The sequence below is a fragment of the Ferroplasma acidarmanus Fer1 genome (genome assembly GCF_000152265.2).
Classification (GTDB): Archaea; Thermoplasmatota; Thermoplasmata; order Thermoplasmatales; family Thermoplasmataceae; genus Ferroplasma; species Ferroplasma acidiphilum.
Map to the genome: position 1 here is coordinate 1,181,372 of NC_021592.1, position 15,386 is coordinate 1,196,757.

General features: G+C 30.1%; 15 protein-coding genes, 1 pseudogene and 1 CRISPR repeat array. Of the genes and pseudogenes, 10 read left to right on the forward strand and 6 right to left on the reverse strand.

The window, feature by feature from the left end; genetic code table 11:
- Window position 1: 1 nt before the first annotated feature.
- The 3 genes from FACI_RS06045 to FACI_RS06055 all read right to left on the reverse strand — a co-directional run bounded on the left by FACI_RS06045 (window position 2) and on the right by FACI_RS06055 (window position 2,985).
- A complete protein-coding gene (locus FACI_RS06045; protein WP_009887245.1) occupies window positions 2-643 on the reverse strand; it encodes a hypothetical protein in 642 nt (213 codons plus the stop codon).
- A 79-nt stretch (window positions 644-722) separates the two neighbouring features.
- Window positions 723-1,703 (reverse strand): ParM/StbA family protein, encoded by a 981-nt coding sequence (locus FACI_RS06050; protein WP_009887246.1) that lies wholly within the window; start codon window positions 1,701-1,703, stop codon window positions 723-725.
- A gap of 1,057 nt (window positions 1,704-2,760) precedes the next feature.
- Entirely contained in the window at window positions 2,761-2,985 is a 225-nt protein-coding gene (locus tag FACI_RS06055) for a hypothetical protein (RefSeq protein ID WP_009887247.1), read from the reverse strand.
- A 249-nt stretch (window positions 2,986-3,234) separates the two neighbouring features.
- On the opposite strand from FACI_RS06055, the gene cas6 reads away from it, so the two are divergent.
- The 6 genes and pseudogenes from cas6 to FACI_RS10480 all read left to right on the forward strand — a co-directional run.
- The gene (gene cas6 / locus FACI_RS06060) at window positions 3,235-3,978 is read left to right on the forward strand and encodes a CRISPR-associated endoribonuclease Cas6 (RefSeq protein WP_009887248.1); all 744 of its coding nucleotides are present in this window, start codon (window positions 3,235-3,237) and stop codon (window positions 3,976-3,978) included.
- On the forward strand, window positions 3,975-5,819 hold the full coding sequence (cas8b, locus tag FACI_RS06065) for a type I-B CRISPR-associated protein Cas8b/Csh1 (RefSeq protein WP_009887249.1): 1,845 nt from the start codon (window positions 3,975-3,977) through the stop codon (window positions 5,817-5,819). Before cas6 ends, cas8b begins: the two co-directional genes overlap by 4 nt.
- Window positions 5,820-5,821: 2 nt before the next feature.
- Complete coding sequence (cas7b, locus tag FACI_RS06070; protein WP_009887250.1) at window positions 5,822-6,739, forward strand: type I-B CRISPR-associated protein Cas7/Csh2; 918 nt, start codon at window positions 5,822-5,824, stop codon at window positions 6,737-6,739.
- Between the two features lie 2 nt (window positions 6,740-6,741).
- On the forward strand, window positions 6,742-7,512 hold the full coding sequence (gene cas5 / locus FACI_RS06075) for a CRISPR-associated protein Cas5 (RefSeq protein ID WP_009887251.1): 771 nt from the start codon (window positions 6,742-6,744) through the stop codon (window positions 7,510-7,512).
- Complete coding sequence (locus tag FACI_RS06080; protein WP_009887252.1) at window positions 7,493-9,904, forward strand: CRISPR-associated helicase/endonuclease Cas3; 2,412 nt, start codon at window positions 7,493-7,495, stop codon at window positions 9,902-9,904. Before cas5 ends, FACI_RS06080 begins: the two co-directional genes overlap by 20 nt.
- A gap of 23 nt (window positions 9,905-9,927) precedes the next feature.
- Window positions 9,928-10,182 (forward strand): annotated as a pseudogene (locus tag FACI_RS10480) (Dna2/Cas4 domain-containing protein); the annotation flags it as partial.
- Between the two features lie 30 nt (window positions 10,183-10,212).
- On the opposite strand, the gene FACI_RS06085 reads toward FACI_RS10480, so the two are convergent.
- Window positions 10,213-10,374 (reverse strand): DUF2080 family transposase-associated protein, encoded by a 162-nt coding sequence (locus tag FACI_RS06085; RefSeq protein ID WP_009886141.1) that lies wholly within the window; start codon window positions 10,372-10,374, stop codon window positions 10,213-10,215.
- A gap of 35 nt (window positions 10,375-10,409) precedes the next feature.
- Here FACI_RS06085 and FACI_RS09810 point away from each other — a divergent pair, with 35 nt between their 5' ends.
- From FACI_RS09810 to cas2, 4 genes are read left to right on the forward strand one after another with little or no spacing between them, the layout of a single operon-like run.
- On the forward strand, window positions 10,410-11,450 hold the full coding sequence (locus tag FACI_RS09810) for an ISNCY-like element ISFac3 family transposase (RefSeq protein WP_009886142.1): 1,041 nt from the start codon (window positions 10,410-10,412) through the stop codon (window positions 11,448-11,450).
- 53 nt (window positions 11,451-11,503) lie between these two features.
- Window positions 11,504-11,677, forward strand: a complete 174-nt coding sequence (locus FACI_RS10485) for a Dna2/Cas4 domain-containing protein (RefSeq protein ID WP_187288941.1) — start codon at window positions 11,504-11,506, stop codon at window positions 11,675-11,677.
- A gap of 5 nt (window positions 11,678-11,682) precedes the next feature.
- A complete protein-coding gene (gene cas1b / locus FACI_RS06100) occupies window positions 11,683-12,675 on the forward strand; it encodes a type I-B CRISPR-associated endonuclease Cas1b (protein ID WP_009887254.1) in 993 nt (330 codons plus the stop codon).
- Window positions 12,676-12,680: 5 nt separating this feature from the next.
- Window positions 12,681-12,944, forward strand: a complete 264-nt coding sequence (cas2, locus tag FACI_RS06105; RefSeq protein WP_019841618.1) for a CRISPR-associated endonuclease Cas2 — start codon at window positions 12,681-12,683, stop codon at window positions 12,942-12,944.
- 252 nt (window positions 12,945-13,196) lie between these two features.
- Window positions 13,197-13,695: direct repeats of the CRISPR family, unit length 30 nt; unit sequence GTGTTTAGTCTATCTATAAGGGTTTGAAAT.
- A gap of 332 nt (window positions 13,696-14,027) precedes the next feature.
- Here cas2 and FACI_RS10395 read toward each other — a convergent pair.
- The gene (locus FACI_RS10395) at window positions 14,028-14,333 is read right to left on the reverse strand and encodes a hypothetical protein (RefSeq protein ID WP_009887256.1); all 306 of its coding nucleotides are present in this window, start codon (window positions 14,331-14,333) and stop codon (window positions 14,028-14,030) included.
- Window positions 14,334-14,989: 656 nt separating this feature from the next.
- Window positions 14,990-15,349, reverse strand: a complete 360-nt coding sequence (locus tag FACI_RS06120) for a DUF488 domain-containing protein (protein ID WP_009887258.1) — start codon at window positions 15,347-15,349, stop codon at window positions 14,990-14,992.
- Window positions 15,350-15,386 lie beyond the last annotated feature (37 nt).

Here is a 15,386-nt window from a genome sequence, read left to right on the forward strand (position 1 = left end):
TTTAAATAAGTGAGTGAAGGGTAATAAACTCTTTATCATATATGTTTTTTCTGCTAAATTTTACCGGCGTCCTCGATGTATCATATCTATCATCTATCAATGATATCCTGGCCGCTGAAAGGGCATTGTCATGTATTTTATGAGGCGTGCTTGTGTTTTCCTCATTTACTATGACCATGGGTGCTATGTTTTTTAACTGTTTTATTATTATATCTCTGTTAGGGCGATCACCGTTCCCTATCTTTATCATAATGTACCTGTAACTATAGTTTTTCACCACATCTAGAACATCATCCTTTACACCGCATATAGTGGGGCATTCCCAGGCTTCCATCAGTACATTATCTGACATTACGGCTATTCCTGGCCTTGGCCCCGGGTCTATTCCAATTATAACTCTGGTAAACTGGCTTTTATTAAGGAGTACGGGCAAACTCCGCCTTATGCCTTCTGTAGCTGTGACAGCTTTTATCTGGCCGGGCAATGTAAACGGATCCTGTTCTGAACTAAGTATAACATTTATGTCGCCAGGTATAGAATAAAGGTCAGGTATGCTAAAAAATGGCAGATTCCATCTCTTCAATTCTTTTATAATATCATGGTAAAACTTGAAATCGTGAGTATATATTCCTACACGTGTCATTTATAATATTAAGTATTTCATTGCTAATAAATATTATTATTTAAATTTTTCAGATCTGTTTACAAAAAATAAATTGTATTTATTTTGGTTGTTCAGATGCTGCTATTTTATAACCCAGTACATTCGCAAATTGCATATCTTCCGGTGGAACTTTTATCATATGTCCAGGTGCTATAGTGTCTAATTTGTTTCCGATAAGTATCGATCCTCCTCCGACTGGAAGCAGTGCTGTAATCCTGTTCATGTCTTCCCTCAAGGTTTCCTCTACCTCGTTAACGATTCTAAGGGCTAATTGATCCAGAAGTGGTCCTGAAACATCTGGCCCGCCTATTTCATTTTGCTTAAAAACTATTTTCTCCCCTATGGCATCCCTGGCTACATCTGGGGGAACCACAAAACCTGTTTGCTTACCTATAACTTTGCTCATGCCTGAAACAACATCACCAATTCCCGCCTGTATACTGAAAGAGTCCTCTATGATCGGCTCCATATTTTTCAAATTAATTGTCAGGACATCGGTTGTTTTGAATCCTATGTCTATAATTACGCCATTTCCATATTGCGTCTTTAATATTCCATGATTCAACGCATAAATGGCCGCACCTACCCCCTGGGGACGCATAACCAGTTTAGATATTTTAAAATCCTGTTCAGTTCCCTGTGCAGACTTTATCTTTAAAGTTTTTCCCTCAAGGAGTTTTGCAGCTTCCACTACTTCCCTATCGAAACTACCAAGCTGCACCCCACTGGAGAGTGTAACATCCGTTTTTTCTCCTTCATGCCCAATTCCACTTGTCCATAATGCTCCGGCTAAAAGCTGAATAGCATTCGGATCAGTAAGCCTTCCGTCTCCCTGTGGCTCTCTTAAATTAGTTCCCGTAGCATCCTCGCCGAAGATAAATGACTCACCGTCATTAACGGATATTACAGGTATATTACCTCCTATTCCCCAGTTACGTGATTCAGCGGGTGTCCATCTGGATGGAAATTTAGCCTTTTTATTTCCCTCCGTTACTAATTTGGTATCTCCATATCCTAAGTCAACTCCCAGTATTACCAATTTCTATCACCTCTGAAAAAATTCATAGAATATGATATATATTATATATTTAAATATTTGTCTAAATATGATAATTTTTTGATAATAACTAAATATATATGTCGTACAATGTCTTATTTTGTAGAATATATTCAAATAAATGATGATATATAGATTTTATAGCCATATTTTGCCAGAAATATGAAATATAAAATTATACCAACAGAAATATTGTATATTACTTTATTTGATAGATGTTATTTTATAATTTAACTAGATCCTATATTAAAGCAATTCCGGTAAAAAAATAAATATGGATTTGCAATACACATTAACGGATAGGTGGCAGAGAAGCTATGCGTGAGACTGCAGATCTCATCTACTTGGGTCCAAATCCCAACCTATCCTATACTCTATTGAGTGCTAAAAGATTTATTATATAAAGAAACGAAGTAATTATTATAATTCATTTGAGCCCTTTGACCTTTATATCAAAATTCTTAGAACATAATGCACGACAACGGCTTAAATTTAATGCGAAAGCACCTCATGGTTTTTATACAAAAGGCAATTACAAAACTGCAATATAAGTTATCCAGAATTAAAATAAAAATAATTATGTAATTTAATTGAGCATCTTCACTCCTTTTATCATATAAGGACTATATAGTCATTAGTTTGCGGGAGGACTATACCAATTATAGCACATATAATATTACGTCCATGAAATAAATAATAATAGTAGATTGTTAAAGAAAATAAGATTGTGTTTTAATTTACATACTCATATTAAGTTATATTTAATACCTTAATACATTAAGTCGGTTGCCGTGAGTTAAGACCCTATTTACGTATATATGCAATATATGATTTAACGCGCGAGGCAATATAATATCATACCTGAAAATATTATTTTGTAATTTCATTAACCTTTATGGACGTTATATCTTAAAAGGTCTATATAGACGTAAGTCCCAGGATGTCTATACACATCGTGGAATATACGGATATAATGCACGCGGGAGAAAGGCGAAATATTAGAGTGGAATTTGATAAGTAGAATAAGGTATCTCATATTTTAGCAAATTACGATTTTCATTATCTCCATTAGTTTTTCTCCAAGTTCGCTGTTTGGTATCACCGTGAGATTGTATGTAATAGCCTTTAATCCAATTGCAGTATAATAATCCTTGTTACTTGAATGTAGATCAATTATCCTCACCCTCCTTGAAATAGCCTGGAAGCTTGGCATTTCTCTGAGGCCAGCTATCCTGATATATTGTTTATGATTTGTAAGGAACATTCTTGCCTATCTGTAAGATATATTGAATATCTGCAGTACAACAAGGATCTTCACTGGATCTTCAATATCTGTCTATCTGTATAGTATTTTTTCTTTTTCGATCATCAGGTGAAACTATTTTGTTAATAATGTTCGACAACTACCTGATATCTCATAAAATGTAAAACACCATAGATATATTAAATAAGGAGAAGTCAAACAATTGAAGTTTTCCGTAAAATTTATAAGTATACACATTATAATCCGTTGATGAGATATAAAATAAAATTCACTTTTAAAGATGAATTGAAATTGCCTATACATTATAATCATTTAATTCAAGGCCTAATTTATTCTCATATTTCAAATGTAGATGAAAGAAATAGAATTCATGATTATGGTTTCATGGTAGGCGCAAAGAAAATTAAGTTGATGACTTTTTCTAAGATATTTGGCTTATATAACATAGATAAAAATTATATAATTTTTAAACCTCCAGTAGAATTAATATTTGCATCTTATTATGATGAAATATCATCTGAAATAGCATATAATCTGTTAGCAGATGAAAATATTTTTCTAAACAGTACAAAGATTAATGTTATTGATATAAAATCTCATTCTTTTGACGATGAAAAATATAAAAACATTAAATATTACATGATTGAAATGATTTCACCTCTTACCGTGTATATCACGCAAAATAATCATAGAAAGACTTTCTTCTCTCCATGGAGTCCAGAATTCGAAAATGCAATAAGCAATAATATAAGTACAAAATTCAGTGCAATAAGCAATAATAGAAATTTTTTGTTTAATATTAGGCCCAACAATATAAAAAACAATAAAGATGAAAAAGTAATATACTTTAAGGATACACTAATCAAGGGATATAATGGTATCTTCACATTAAAAACAGACTCAGAAGTAATGAAGATGTTATATTATACCGGGATAGGATCTAAAAACTCGGAAGGATTTGGGTGTTTTAATATATTAGGTGATAAAATATGATGCCAGCAATTAGTAGTTTAGGCTCCAATTTAACTGAGGATTCACTTTCTAATAAAATTAATAATATAAAATTTAAAAACACTAAAAATAAAGATTTTTACCTATGTATATTGGATTTCAGTTCTAAAGAAAGCTGCATAACAATTTCACCTATTAAAGTAGTAAAGAATGAGAATGATAAAAATATTGCAGAAAAATATCACTGGGTAGGAAATTTAACAGGCAATATACCACAATGGCATGTTACCAGTGATAATTTATTATATGCTCTAAATTCTTTATATTTCCTATATAAAAAAACTGAGATTAAAACATTGAAAGATAAAATTTATAATATAGTTAAATTATATTACGATGATAATCCAGTAATACACATTAAAAAGAGCAAAATAATCGATCAACCTTCGGGTAAGGTTTATTTCTTTCTTCCTAACAATAATGAAGCCCATGTTAAAAGCAAAGAGTTTAATAAAAATTATATTAATAAATTTTTAGAGGATACTAAAGATAATGAGTATATTACTAGAGCAGTACTGTATACCATTTTTGTTGATGGCGAATGTATTGCAGAGGACAAGGATTATATAAAAATGTTGGATAGCAGAGAAATAAAAGAAGATGAATACTATGATGGAATATGCTCTCTTTGTGGCAGTATTGGAAAAGTTACTGCTAATACAAAAGAATTGAAATTTAAATATTATAACACTGACAAATCTTCTTTTGCATCTAATATGAATGGCAGTTATTTTAAGAAAAATCTTTCATTGTGTTCCAATTGTTATAATAATATAATTAGTGGAGAAGATTATATATTTAAGAGAAGCGCATCGTTTGCAGGTATGAATTTATTGATGATACCGGAATCTTTACCTTTCAAGGATGGAGATGATCTGTATATAGAGAACATATTTAATGTAAATCGGGATATAATATTAAAAAACAATGAAATAGCACATATTGAGGATAACTTAGATGGGTTTTACACAATAGATTTGATGTTTTACCGGAAACATAATAATTCTTTTAAGATCTTAGAATTTATTCCAGAAATACCAGAAAGCAGGATGATAAAAATAAGTAAATATATGTACAAAACATCTTTAAAATTCAAAAACGTATTTGATAACTTCAACTATTTAACTATAAATGGGTTCTATTTATCTATCAAAAACACTAGAAACAGTAACTTTAACGAGTCGTTAAGAATGTTATCAAGTCTTTTTAACTCTAAACCTATTGACCGAAATTACTTGATAAGAATATATTTAGATAGAATAAGAACCGATTATTATAATAATAACATTAATAATATAACGATGTATATATTACAAAAATATGCATATATTGAATTTCTTGAAAAAATAGATTTAACGAAAGAAAATAAAAAAATAACAGGTGATAATGATATGGACAGTGAAATAGGAAATAAAACCCTTGATTCAGGTTTAAATTTTATAAAAAATATGAACTTGCCCGAGGAAAGTGAAGGTTTATTCTGTATCGGCTATGCAATAAGATATATAGGTATGATATTATTCAAAAAGAAAATAAATAATAATCCATTGCTGGAAAAAATCAATTATCAGGGCATGAACTTTAGGGCAGTAGAGAAATTAATGAACCAGATTGACGAAAAGGTTAAACAATATGATATATATGGCGAAGAGATAGCATACGTTTTATATAAGGCGCACTTTGTTTTATCTAAATATACGCTGGTCTCATCTAAATGGCCTATCAACGATGCAGAAAACGTATTTCTTATTATGACAGGCTATAGTATAGAAAACCAATTTATATTTGGGAAAAATAAAAAAACAGATAACGGTGATGAATAAATATGGAAAACAATAATGTAAAGGACGGAGAGATCTTATTTTTGTATGAAGCTAAACTGACAAACCCTAATGGAGATATTGATGATGAAAACAGGCCTAGAATGGATTATGATACATTTACAAATCTTGTTTCCGACGTCAGACTTAAAAGATATATAAGAGATTATTTGCAGGATGATTTATCTGAAGATAAATATAATATATTTATAAATCACGGTGATGTACAAACTGCAAAAGACAGATTAAGGGAGATTGTTAGCGATGATATATTCAAGGATATTAAAAAAGCTCGTGATGCTATAACACAAAAATTTATTGATATAAGAATGTTTGGTGCTATGGTTCCAATACCTAAAAAAGGCAATAACTCGGGCGAATCAGGTAGTGGAGATTCAATAAAAATAATTGGCCCGGTACAGTTTTCATGGGGATATTCTCTAAATAAGGTTCAATTATTAAACTCATATTCAATAACAAGTGGTTTTTCAAGCTCTGAAGGCAACAAAATGAATTCAATAGGGAAAGATTATAGAGTGTATTATTCTCTTATAGGATTTTATGGTGTTATAAGTTCCAGTAGAGCCAAAAAAGCAAATCTTACCTCGGAAGATATGAGGAAATTAGACGATGCAATGATAAAAGCTATACCGTCCCAGGCAACAAGAAGCAAAATAAATCAAATGCCACTATTATATATGAGAACGGAATCTGAAAATGGTTTTATTGGTGATTTGAGAGATTATGTAAAAATTAGTATTAAAAGCGATCCTATACGTAATATAAATGATTATAAATTGGACATAAATGATTTAATAAGCACATTAAAAAGTAGAGATATAAAAATAGCAAAGTCATTTGTGCATGAAAAGCTAGATTGTGAAAATAAGGATGGAATCAAAAATATATCAAATGATGATTAAATATGCTGATATTTGATATAAAGGCTAAATTTGCAAGCTTCAAGAAACTTTACACTAATTCGTCATCAATGACGTATATGTTCCCACCGAGAACAACCTTAGAAGGCATCATAGGCGCTATTATGGGTTATGATTTTGATTCTTATTATGAGAAATTCAATTTTAAATATACATTAATTGCAACATCACTAAAATCGATAATAAGGACTTATATGACTAATTTAAATTACATTAAAATAGTAGACAATAATTATTTTATTAAAAATATTATTAATAATAATGGATATAATTACACACAAATTCCATTTGAATTCCTATTGCCTGAAAACTTCTCCAAAAACATAATATATAGAATATATTTTTTTTCTAAAGATGACGATTTGATGGCGAAGTTAGAGGAAAAAATAATAAAAAATAACCCGGTATATCCAGTAAGTCTTGGAAATGCTAATATGCTAGCATCAATAAATTACATCGCAAAGGGAAAAATATCTAAAATTAAAACTGGCGATCCGATAAAAATAAATTCTCCAGCACCGATGAAATATATAAAAGGAATACCAGCAAATAATGATATATATTTACAAAAAGATGTGTTTCCTGTATCCTTTGATTTAAATAGGTATCCTATAACAATGACTTATGTATTTAATAGCAAGGGTGAAAAAATTAATGTATTGACTGATAATCAGGTAATCAAAGTTGAATATGATGGTATAGAAGAAAATATACTATTTCCAGAGGTTGCGTCGAATGAATTTTTATTCCCATAAATGGTATGAAAATGGGAATGTCAAATGCAGACTATTGAAAACACATTTAATCGAAGTTGGAGAAAACGTTTATAACTCATTGAACGAATTAAAATTTAATGGCAATGTTGAACTTTTGTTAAAGTCATCTATTATAATCTCATGTTTACATGATTTTGGTAAATATACTTCATTCTTTCAAAATTATCTCATGTCTGATAAAGATAGTAAAAGTAAATCTGATGGATATAGTAAATATAAATCCCATGCTTTTATATCCGCATTATACGCAGCATATTGTGCATCAAAGAATAATCTGCCCAATGAATACATTTTTTATGTATACCTGTCTATAAAACACCACCATGGGAACTTGTGCAATCTGGATTCAGATATAGGGACAAGCACGCAAGACTTTCTGAGGCCAAAGATAAGTGAAGATATAAAAATAGCAAAAAAGCAACTGGAAGACTTAAAACATGAACCGATTAAAAAAGACATGGAAGATATTTTTACCTTTGGAAGCAACCACGGAGTTTTATTAAATTTTATTGATGATTTTTTTAAAGAAGATTTAACCAATATATTTAATATGCTTGTTAAAATAAATAAAAATCGCTGTTTAAACAATACAAATATGAATATAGATTTTTCAGAATTTTTATTGCTATATTCTTTATTAATAGATAATGACAAGCGTAATGCAGCATCTATTAAGAATTATGATAGAAAAGATATTTCTCCCGACATTATTGATAAATATAAAAATCAGAATTTAAGTGGAAAAACTGAAATAAATAAAATACGAAATAATTTTTATGAATCTGTGAAAAAAAATGTTCAGAATATCGATTTAAATGATCATTTTTTTACAATTACATCACCAACAGGCACGGGTAAAACTATATCTGGGTTATATACGGCTTTTAGTATAAGGAATAAACTATTTAAGAATACAGGAAATATTTTCAGAATAATTTATACCTTACCATTTACTACAATTGTAGACCAAAATTATGATACTGGAAGAAATATATTAGAAACTTGTAGCGGTTTTAAAAATAATGATGAAAGATATATTATAAAACATCATCATTTAAGCATATTATCCGGTAAAATAGACGATGAAGAATTATCAGCTGATGAAGTTTTAATGCTAACGGAAGATTGGGATAGTGAAATAATTTTTACAACGTTTGTACAGTTATTTTCCGCTTTAGCTGGATATAAGAATAAAAACTTGAAGAAATATTATAGAATAATAAACTCCATAGTCATACTAGATGAGATACAAGCCATTGATATAGCAAAATGGCCACAAATAAGATATTTAATGAATTATTATGCAAAAAAATTTAATATATATTTTATTTTGATGAGTGCAACTTTACCAGAGTTGGTAAATAATTCAATAGAATTGGGTGGAGATTATCAAAAAAGATTTGAGGAATTGAATAGAGTCAATATGCATATAAATATTCTTGAAAGATTAACTCCAAAAGAAATCGTAAAAAAATATATGTACCATTCTGAAACTGCCAAACTATTTGTTTTTAATACTATAAATACATCTATTGAAGCCTTTAATTATCTTAAGGAAAATGTAAGCAATGATGTTAATACTTATTATTTGTCTTCAAATATAGTACCTATCAAAAAGAAGGATGTTATAGATAATATTAACAAAGATATAAAAAACAATAAAAAAATTATAGTTGTGGCTACACAAATTTTTGAGGCTGGTGTTGATATAAGTTTTGATATGGTAATACGTGATATTGCACCAATTGACTCATTGATTCAATCATCAGGCAGGGTTAACAGGAATTCGTTCAATACTAGGGGTAACATGTATATAGTTAATTGTGTACCTGAAAAAAATGGCTATGATGGCTATTATTGTAGACAAGTTTATGGGAAAATACATACAGATACTACGATAAAAATTTTAAGTGATCGCAAAATTGTAGAAGAAAAAGATTATCTTAAATTGATAAAACATTATTACAATGAAATAAATCAGAATTTAATAGGAAGTTCAGAAAATTTACAAAATGCATTAAACAAGTTAGATTTTAATAGTAAAAACCGTGATGAGCATTATTATGTTTCTAATTTTAGCATGATAGATGATATGGACAAATATATTAGTATTTTCGTTGAATTAGATTCCAATGCAATGAGGATTATTGACACGTATATTAATAGAAAATCCTATGAGAGAGCTGACATTATTCAGCTGAAAAGAGAGATGTATAATTATATTATATCTGCAAGAATAGAAGATATAAAAAATATTACCTGTGAAAAACTGTATAGTGATTTCTATATAATACGTAATAATTATTTAGAAAATTCATACAGTAATGATACTGGATTGAAAAAAGCAAGTGATGGGAGTATTGTGATATAAATATGAATAATATAAATGGAACTATGATATGGTACTATTTCATATGCAAACGTGAAGTATGGCTAATATCTCATGGAATAGAATCGGATCAGGAGGATGACAATATACTCCTTGGCAAAATATTGCATGAAGAGGCATATAAAAGGAACGATAAAGAAATTGCTATCAATAGTTCCAGAATAGACATGGTTAAGGACAAGGGGGATAATTTAATAATAGTTGAAATTAAAAAATCAAGTAAAACCGCAGAAGCTGCGAAAATGCAATTATTATATTATATTTACGAAGCTAAAGGGTGTGGGACACTATTATTCGTCCCTGGTTATTACAATGTAAACCCTTTTGCCGAGAAATTCCTTAGGGCAATCCACCTTTGCACCCGATCCGAACTTTGTTACTTTCCTCTCTATGAATCCATATATTCCTTTTATAGAGACCTCTGTTGTCTCATGTATTTCCACTTTTCCCATAGTAATGTATATATACATTGTATATATATCTATCTATGGGTCTTGTCAGGAGTGAGGACATACAGTATAAACTTGAGGAGATAAACAATATACTGGGGAAGAAGTATGTACAGGAACATCCGGAAAAGGGGAGAAACTGGAGAACATACGAATCCGAGTTTTCACGGAGAATTAAAACTGCAATGAAGGAACTTGATCCCCTTATTGAAAAAGCCGTATCCATTATGCATATTGCTAAAAGGCCAGGGCATCCACATTCATTATTACTTGCCCAGAGGGTGAAATTAATACTTATAAAACAGCTTGTTGGCGAATCAAACAGGATGTTTGTTAATATGCTCGATATATTTTCTATGCTTTCAGGCATAGATGTATCATATAAAACAATAGAAAGGCTATATTCAGACAATGAAGTTGTAATGGCCATATTCAATCTCCATGTATTGTTACTGAAGAATAAGAATATTGCAAATTCAGATGCAACAGGCGATGGCACGGGCTATTCATTAACAGTAAAGAAGAACTACGAATCCTATGCACAGAGGTTGAAAGACCTTGCAAAGGAGAATAAAGAAATTGGAAAGGAAGAACATAAGGATAAAAAATCAAAAGGGCATAGAAAAAGATTGTTTGCATATTCCTTTTCCATTATGGATTTAAGGACAAGGATGTATATAGCCTCCGGAACAAGCATGAAATCTGAAAGAAATGCATATGACAATGCAATGAGGATTGTCAACAAAATAGGTATTAATATAGATTCTATAAGGCTTGACAGGTATTATTCATCACCTTCATATGTAGATAAATTAGGGGATACAAAGGTATACATTATACCTAAGAAGAATTCTACATTGCACGGTTCACATAAATGGAAATCTATAATAAGGGAATTTCTCAATGACACTATGAATTACCTTGAAAAGTACCATAAAAGAAGCAATTCAGAATCAGGATTTGCAGCAGACAAGAAGATGCTGGGATGGAATATGGCACAGAGAAGGGATGACAGGATAGGCAATGCACTGTTATGCACCAATGTCTGGCACAATTTATTCAATATGGGGAGGTATTAGAATAGTGTCCCACACCCGAAGCTAAACAAGAAGGTGTTAATATCACCGGTGAATTGAGGATCCCAAAAGAAAAGAAAATCATAAAAATTGAACTTAATGAAGATAATACTAAAGAACTTGAAAATGCAATCGAAGGAATTAAAAATATAGTAAATGGCAGTATACCTAAACTGGTAAAAAACTCACATTGTAGAAATTGTGCATATTCTGAATTTTGCTGGGCGTGATTAAAATGAAAAAATCAATTTATATATTTTCAAATGGAACTATACGGAGGGATGAAAATACAATATCTATAGTTAATGATAATGATAAAAAATTTATACCGATCGAAAACACATCTGAAATATACATGTTTGGAGAAGTTACTTTCAACACAAAATTATTGACCTATTTAAGTGAAAAAGGTATTATTATTCATTATTTTAACTATTATGGCTATTATTCTGGTACAATATTCCCTCGACAACACCTTTCTTCTGGAGCTGTTATACTTAATCAAGTTAGTTACTATCTTGATATGGAGAAAAGATTACAAATAGCGAAATTAATAGAACACGGCTCTGCTATTAATATTATTGCTAATTTAAAATATTATTATAATCGTGGGCGTTCTCTCGCTGAAGAAATAGAGAAAATAAGCCGATTAAATGATACCTTTGATGAACAGACAACAATAAATTCATTGATGCTTATTGAGGCGAATATAAGAGAAATTTATTATTCTACTTTTGATAAAATTATAGCAGATAAAAATTTTAGATTCGAACATAGAACGAAACGTCCACCACAAAATAACGTAAATTCATTAATAAGTTTTATCAATTCAATGTTATATACTACAGTTTTATCAGAAATATATAAAACGCATATGGACCCTAGAATAGGCTATTTGCATGAAACAAATTTTAGAAGATTTACTTTAAACTTAGATGTTTCTGAAATATTTAAACCTATTATAGGCGATAGAATTATATTCAAACTCTTGAATGAAAAAATTATTGATGCCAGTAATTTCAAAAATATTGGCAATATTGTAAATATAAACGAATCAGGAAAGAAAAAAATTATACAAGAATTAGACAATAAATTGTCAACAACCATATCCTATCCGGGAATTATGCATAAAATTTCATATAAAAGATTAATAAGGCTTGAAATATATAAATTAGAAAAACACATACTTGGAGATATGGCTTATAAGCCATATAAGTCTAATTGGTGATTAAAATGTATATAATATTGGTATATGATGTTTCTGAGAAACGTGTCTTTAAGGTTTTAAAAATAGCGAGAAAATATATAACCTGGATACAAAATTCCGTTTTAGAAGGTGAAATATCGAAAGGTAATTATGAAAAATTTAAAGTTGAAATAAGAAAGACCATTAAACCGGAAGAAGATTCAATATTATTCTATATAATTAGGGATTTAAAATATACATCCAAAGAGAATATAGGAATTATAAAAAACACAGATGAAAAGTTCTTTTAATTTCGTCGACCAACAATAATGCAAAAAATACTGGAGGTCGACGATTTCGTATTTTTTAATCATTAATATTGTAAAATAAAGGCTTTAAAATTAATATAATTTAATTATAATGTATACTATTAAATAATATTAAAATGCATTTAGTAAAATTATTTATAATATTATATTTCGTACCTGTATAATTTATAGAAGCTTCAAAACACGAATTTATAGAATAAAAATATAAATATATAATGGTAATATAATTGATGGGTGTTTAGTCTATCTATAAGGGTTTGAAATAAAATAGGTTTTTACGGTAATGAGGGTTGCTGTGGAAATGTGTTTAGTCTATCTATAAGGGTTTGAAATTTTTCATATCTTTTGCCACCTCCGAATTTGATAAATGTGTTTAGTCTATCTATAAGGGTTTGAAATCGTAAACGGGGGGGTAATTAATACCGTGTAGAATATAGTGTTTAGTCTATCTATAAGGGTTTGAAATTTGTCCTAAATCCTATCAATTCCTTTGTTTCCATTTTAGTGTTTAGTCTATCTATAAGGGTTTGAAATTAACACCAAGTCCTAATAAATTATTCCATGCCTCTAAGTGTTTAGTCTATCTATAAGGGTTTGAAATTCTGAGGCCTGATTACCTGAGGATTCTTGACCTTGGTGTTTAGTCTATCTATAAGGGTTTGAAATATAAAATCCTGGACTGTAAACACAATCCGAGCTGCCGGTGTTTAGTCTATCTATAAGGGTTTGAAATTTTATGCCGAGTGCTGATTTTAAGTCTACTACTATGCAATGTAGGTTGCTATCACAGATAACCCTGACATTCTTAAACCCAATAAAGTATAGGTACCAACCTACCCTATACTCTATTAAGAGCAATAATATTTATTATTATAAGATGTCTCACATTTTAAGAATTGACTATTTTCATTACCTCCCTTGGTTTTTCTCCCAGTTCCCTGTTTGATATTATCATTAAATTGTATGCAATGACCTTTAATCCAATTGCAGCATCATAATCTCTATTGCTTTTGTATCAGATATTTTCACACTTCAGTATCTCTTCAAGTATGCTGAAGGTACACTTTATTTCCCCATCTTAATTGGTACATTTGAAACATATTCCTTTCTCAAATCAATGCCTATCTTTCTGTTTGCCGGTAACTTCTCATGAATAATACACCTCCTTATATTTGTATCAATTACTGGAATTTCATGCGTATTTTTAAACACATAGTCATAAATATCCAATGTCTCATAAGCGGAATATGCTAGAGTATATGAGAAATCTTTAACTGAATCAACCATATCACGTGATACATGGGGATCATGCATATTTCCCTTTGTAAAAAGCCATTCCATTATAAGGAGAGAATCAACATCAATTGCCATGTGGCACTTACGGTCATAGGACCATCCCTTTGTGGTCTTTGACCAACCCGACACATGGTCTTTATAGTTATTTCATGCTTCTCTCCTCATAGCAGTTGAGTGCTTCCATATACGGATCATAAAGTAACCTATTGTAGCAATTGATTCAATTAAATAGAAAGAAGTAATTTCTTTATTTATTGGATGTAGATCAATTATCCCGACTCTCCTTGAAAGAGTTTTAAAACTAGGCACTTCTTTCAGTCCAGACATTACGATATATTATTTATGATTGTGAGGAATATTCTGGCTGATCTGTAAGGTATATTGAAAATCTCCAAAACTATCACAACCTTAACTATCTATCTGTGTACTTTCTTTTCCTATCATCAGGCGAAACAATATTATCTGTGATTTCCATAATCAATGAGATTTGCTGTGAGGGCATATCCCATTATTGTTTTTTGTTAATAATGTTCGACATTTGTCCGATGTCTTATGAAATATGAGGCACATTAATTAAATTCATTATTAACCGGAGAGTTTATATTTACACATAATTACATACACAACCGTTCCAATGATTATGTTGTTATTAACATCAATATTATTTAATGTAAAGGATAATGGATCAATTAGAAATAAAAAGGCAATAGCAATATCAAAAAACTAATTTTTTATGAAATATGGCTATCTATTGATTCCACTATATTTTTAAGTGCAACGGCGCTGTTGTGTTCAACATTCCTGGCAGAATATACAAATGTAACCTTAGTATGTTCTTTAACAAGCTCTTTTAGTTTTCCAATTTCCTCATTGCCTGACAGTTCTATGGTATACCGCTTAACAAATTCTTCCCATTTTTCATCCTCATGGTTAAACCATTTCCGCAGTTCTGTTGATGGGGCTATGTCTTTCATCCACAAATCTATATGTGCTTTCTCCTTTGAAATTCCCCTGGGCCATAATCTTTCAACCAGAACCCTGAAACCCTCCTCTGGAGTGTATTTATCATAAATCCTCTTTATGTATATCATTTATTAAAAATCCCGAGTGCATTAATAAGTTTATGGT

Excerpts from the sequence above, each read along its gene's own strand:
- FACI_RS06045 (WP_009887245.1), bottom strand. The coding sequence starts at position 643 with ATGACACGTGTAGGAATATATACTCACGATTTCAAGTTTTACCATGAT.
- FACI_RS06055 (WP_009887247.1), bottom strand. The coding sequence starts at position 2,985 with ATGTTCCTTACAAATCATAAACAATATATCAGGATAGCTGGCCTCAGA.
- cas6 (WP_009887248.1), top strand. The coding sequence starts at position 3,235 with ATGAGATATAAAATAAAATTCACTTTTAAAGATGAATTGAAATTGCCT.
- cas8b (WP_009887249.1), top strand. The coding sequence starts at position 3,975 with ATGATGCCAGCAATTAGTAGTTTAGGCTCCAATTTAACTGAGGATTCA.
- cas7b (WP_009887250.1), top strand. The coding sequence starts at position 5,822 with ATGGAAAACAATAATGTAAAGGACGGAGAGATCTTATTTTTGTATGAA.
- cas5 (WP_009887251.1), top strand. The coding sequence starts at position 6,742 with ATGCTGATATTTGATATAAAGGCTAAATTTGCAAGCTTCAAGAAACTT.
- FACI_RS06080 (WP_009887252.1), top strand. The coding sequence starts at position 7,493 with ATGAATTTTTATTCCCATAAATGGTATGAAAATGGGAATGTCAAATGC.
- FACI_RS06085 (WP_009886141.1), bottom strand. The coding sequence starts at position 10,374 with ATGGGAAAAGTGGAAATACATGAGACAACAGAGGTCTCTATAAAAGGA.
- FACI_RS09810 (WP_009886142.1), top strand. The coding sequence starts at position 10,410 with ATGGGTCTTGTCAGGAGTGAGGACATACAGTATAAACTTGAGGAGATA.
- cas1b (WP_009887254.1), top strand. The coding sequence starts at position 11,683 with ATGAAAAAATCAATTTATATATTTTCAAATGGAACTATACGGAGGGAT.
- cas2 (WP_019841618.1), top strand. The coding sequence starts at position 12,681 with ATGTATATAATATTGGTATATGATGTTTCTGAGAAACGTGTCTTTAAG.
- FACI_RS10395 (WP_009887256.1), bottom strand. The coding sequence starts at position 14,333 with ATGGCAATTGATGTTGATTCTCTCCTTATAATGGAATGGCTTTTTACA.
- FACI_RS06120 (WP_009887258.1), bottom strand. The coding sequence starts at position 15,349 with ATGATATACATAAAGAGGATTTATGATAAATACACTCCAGAGGAGGGT.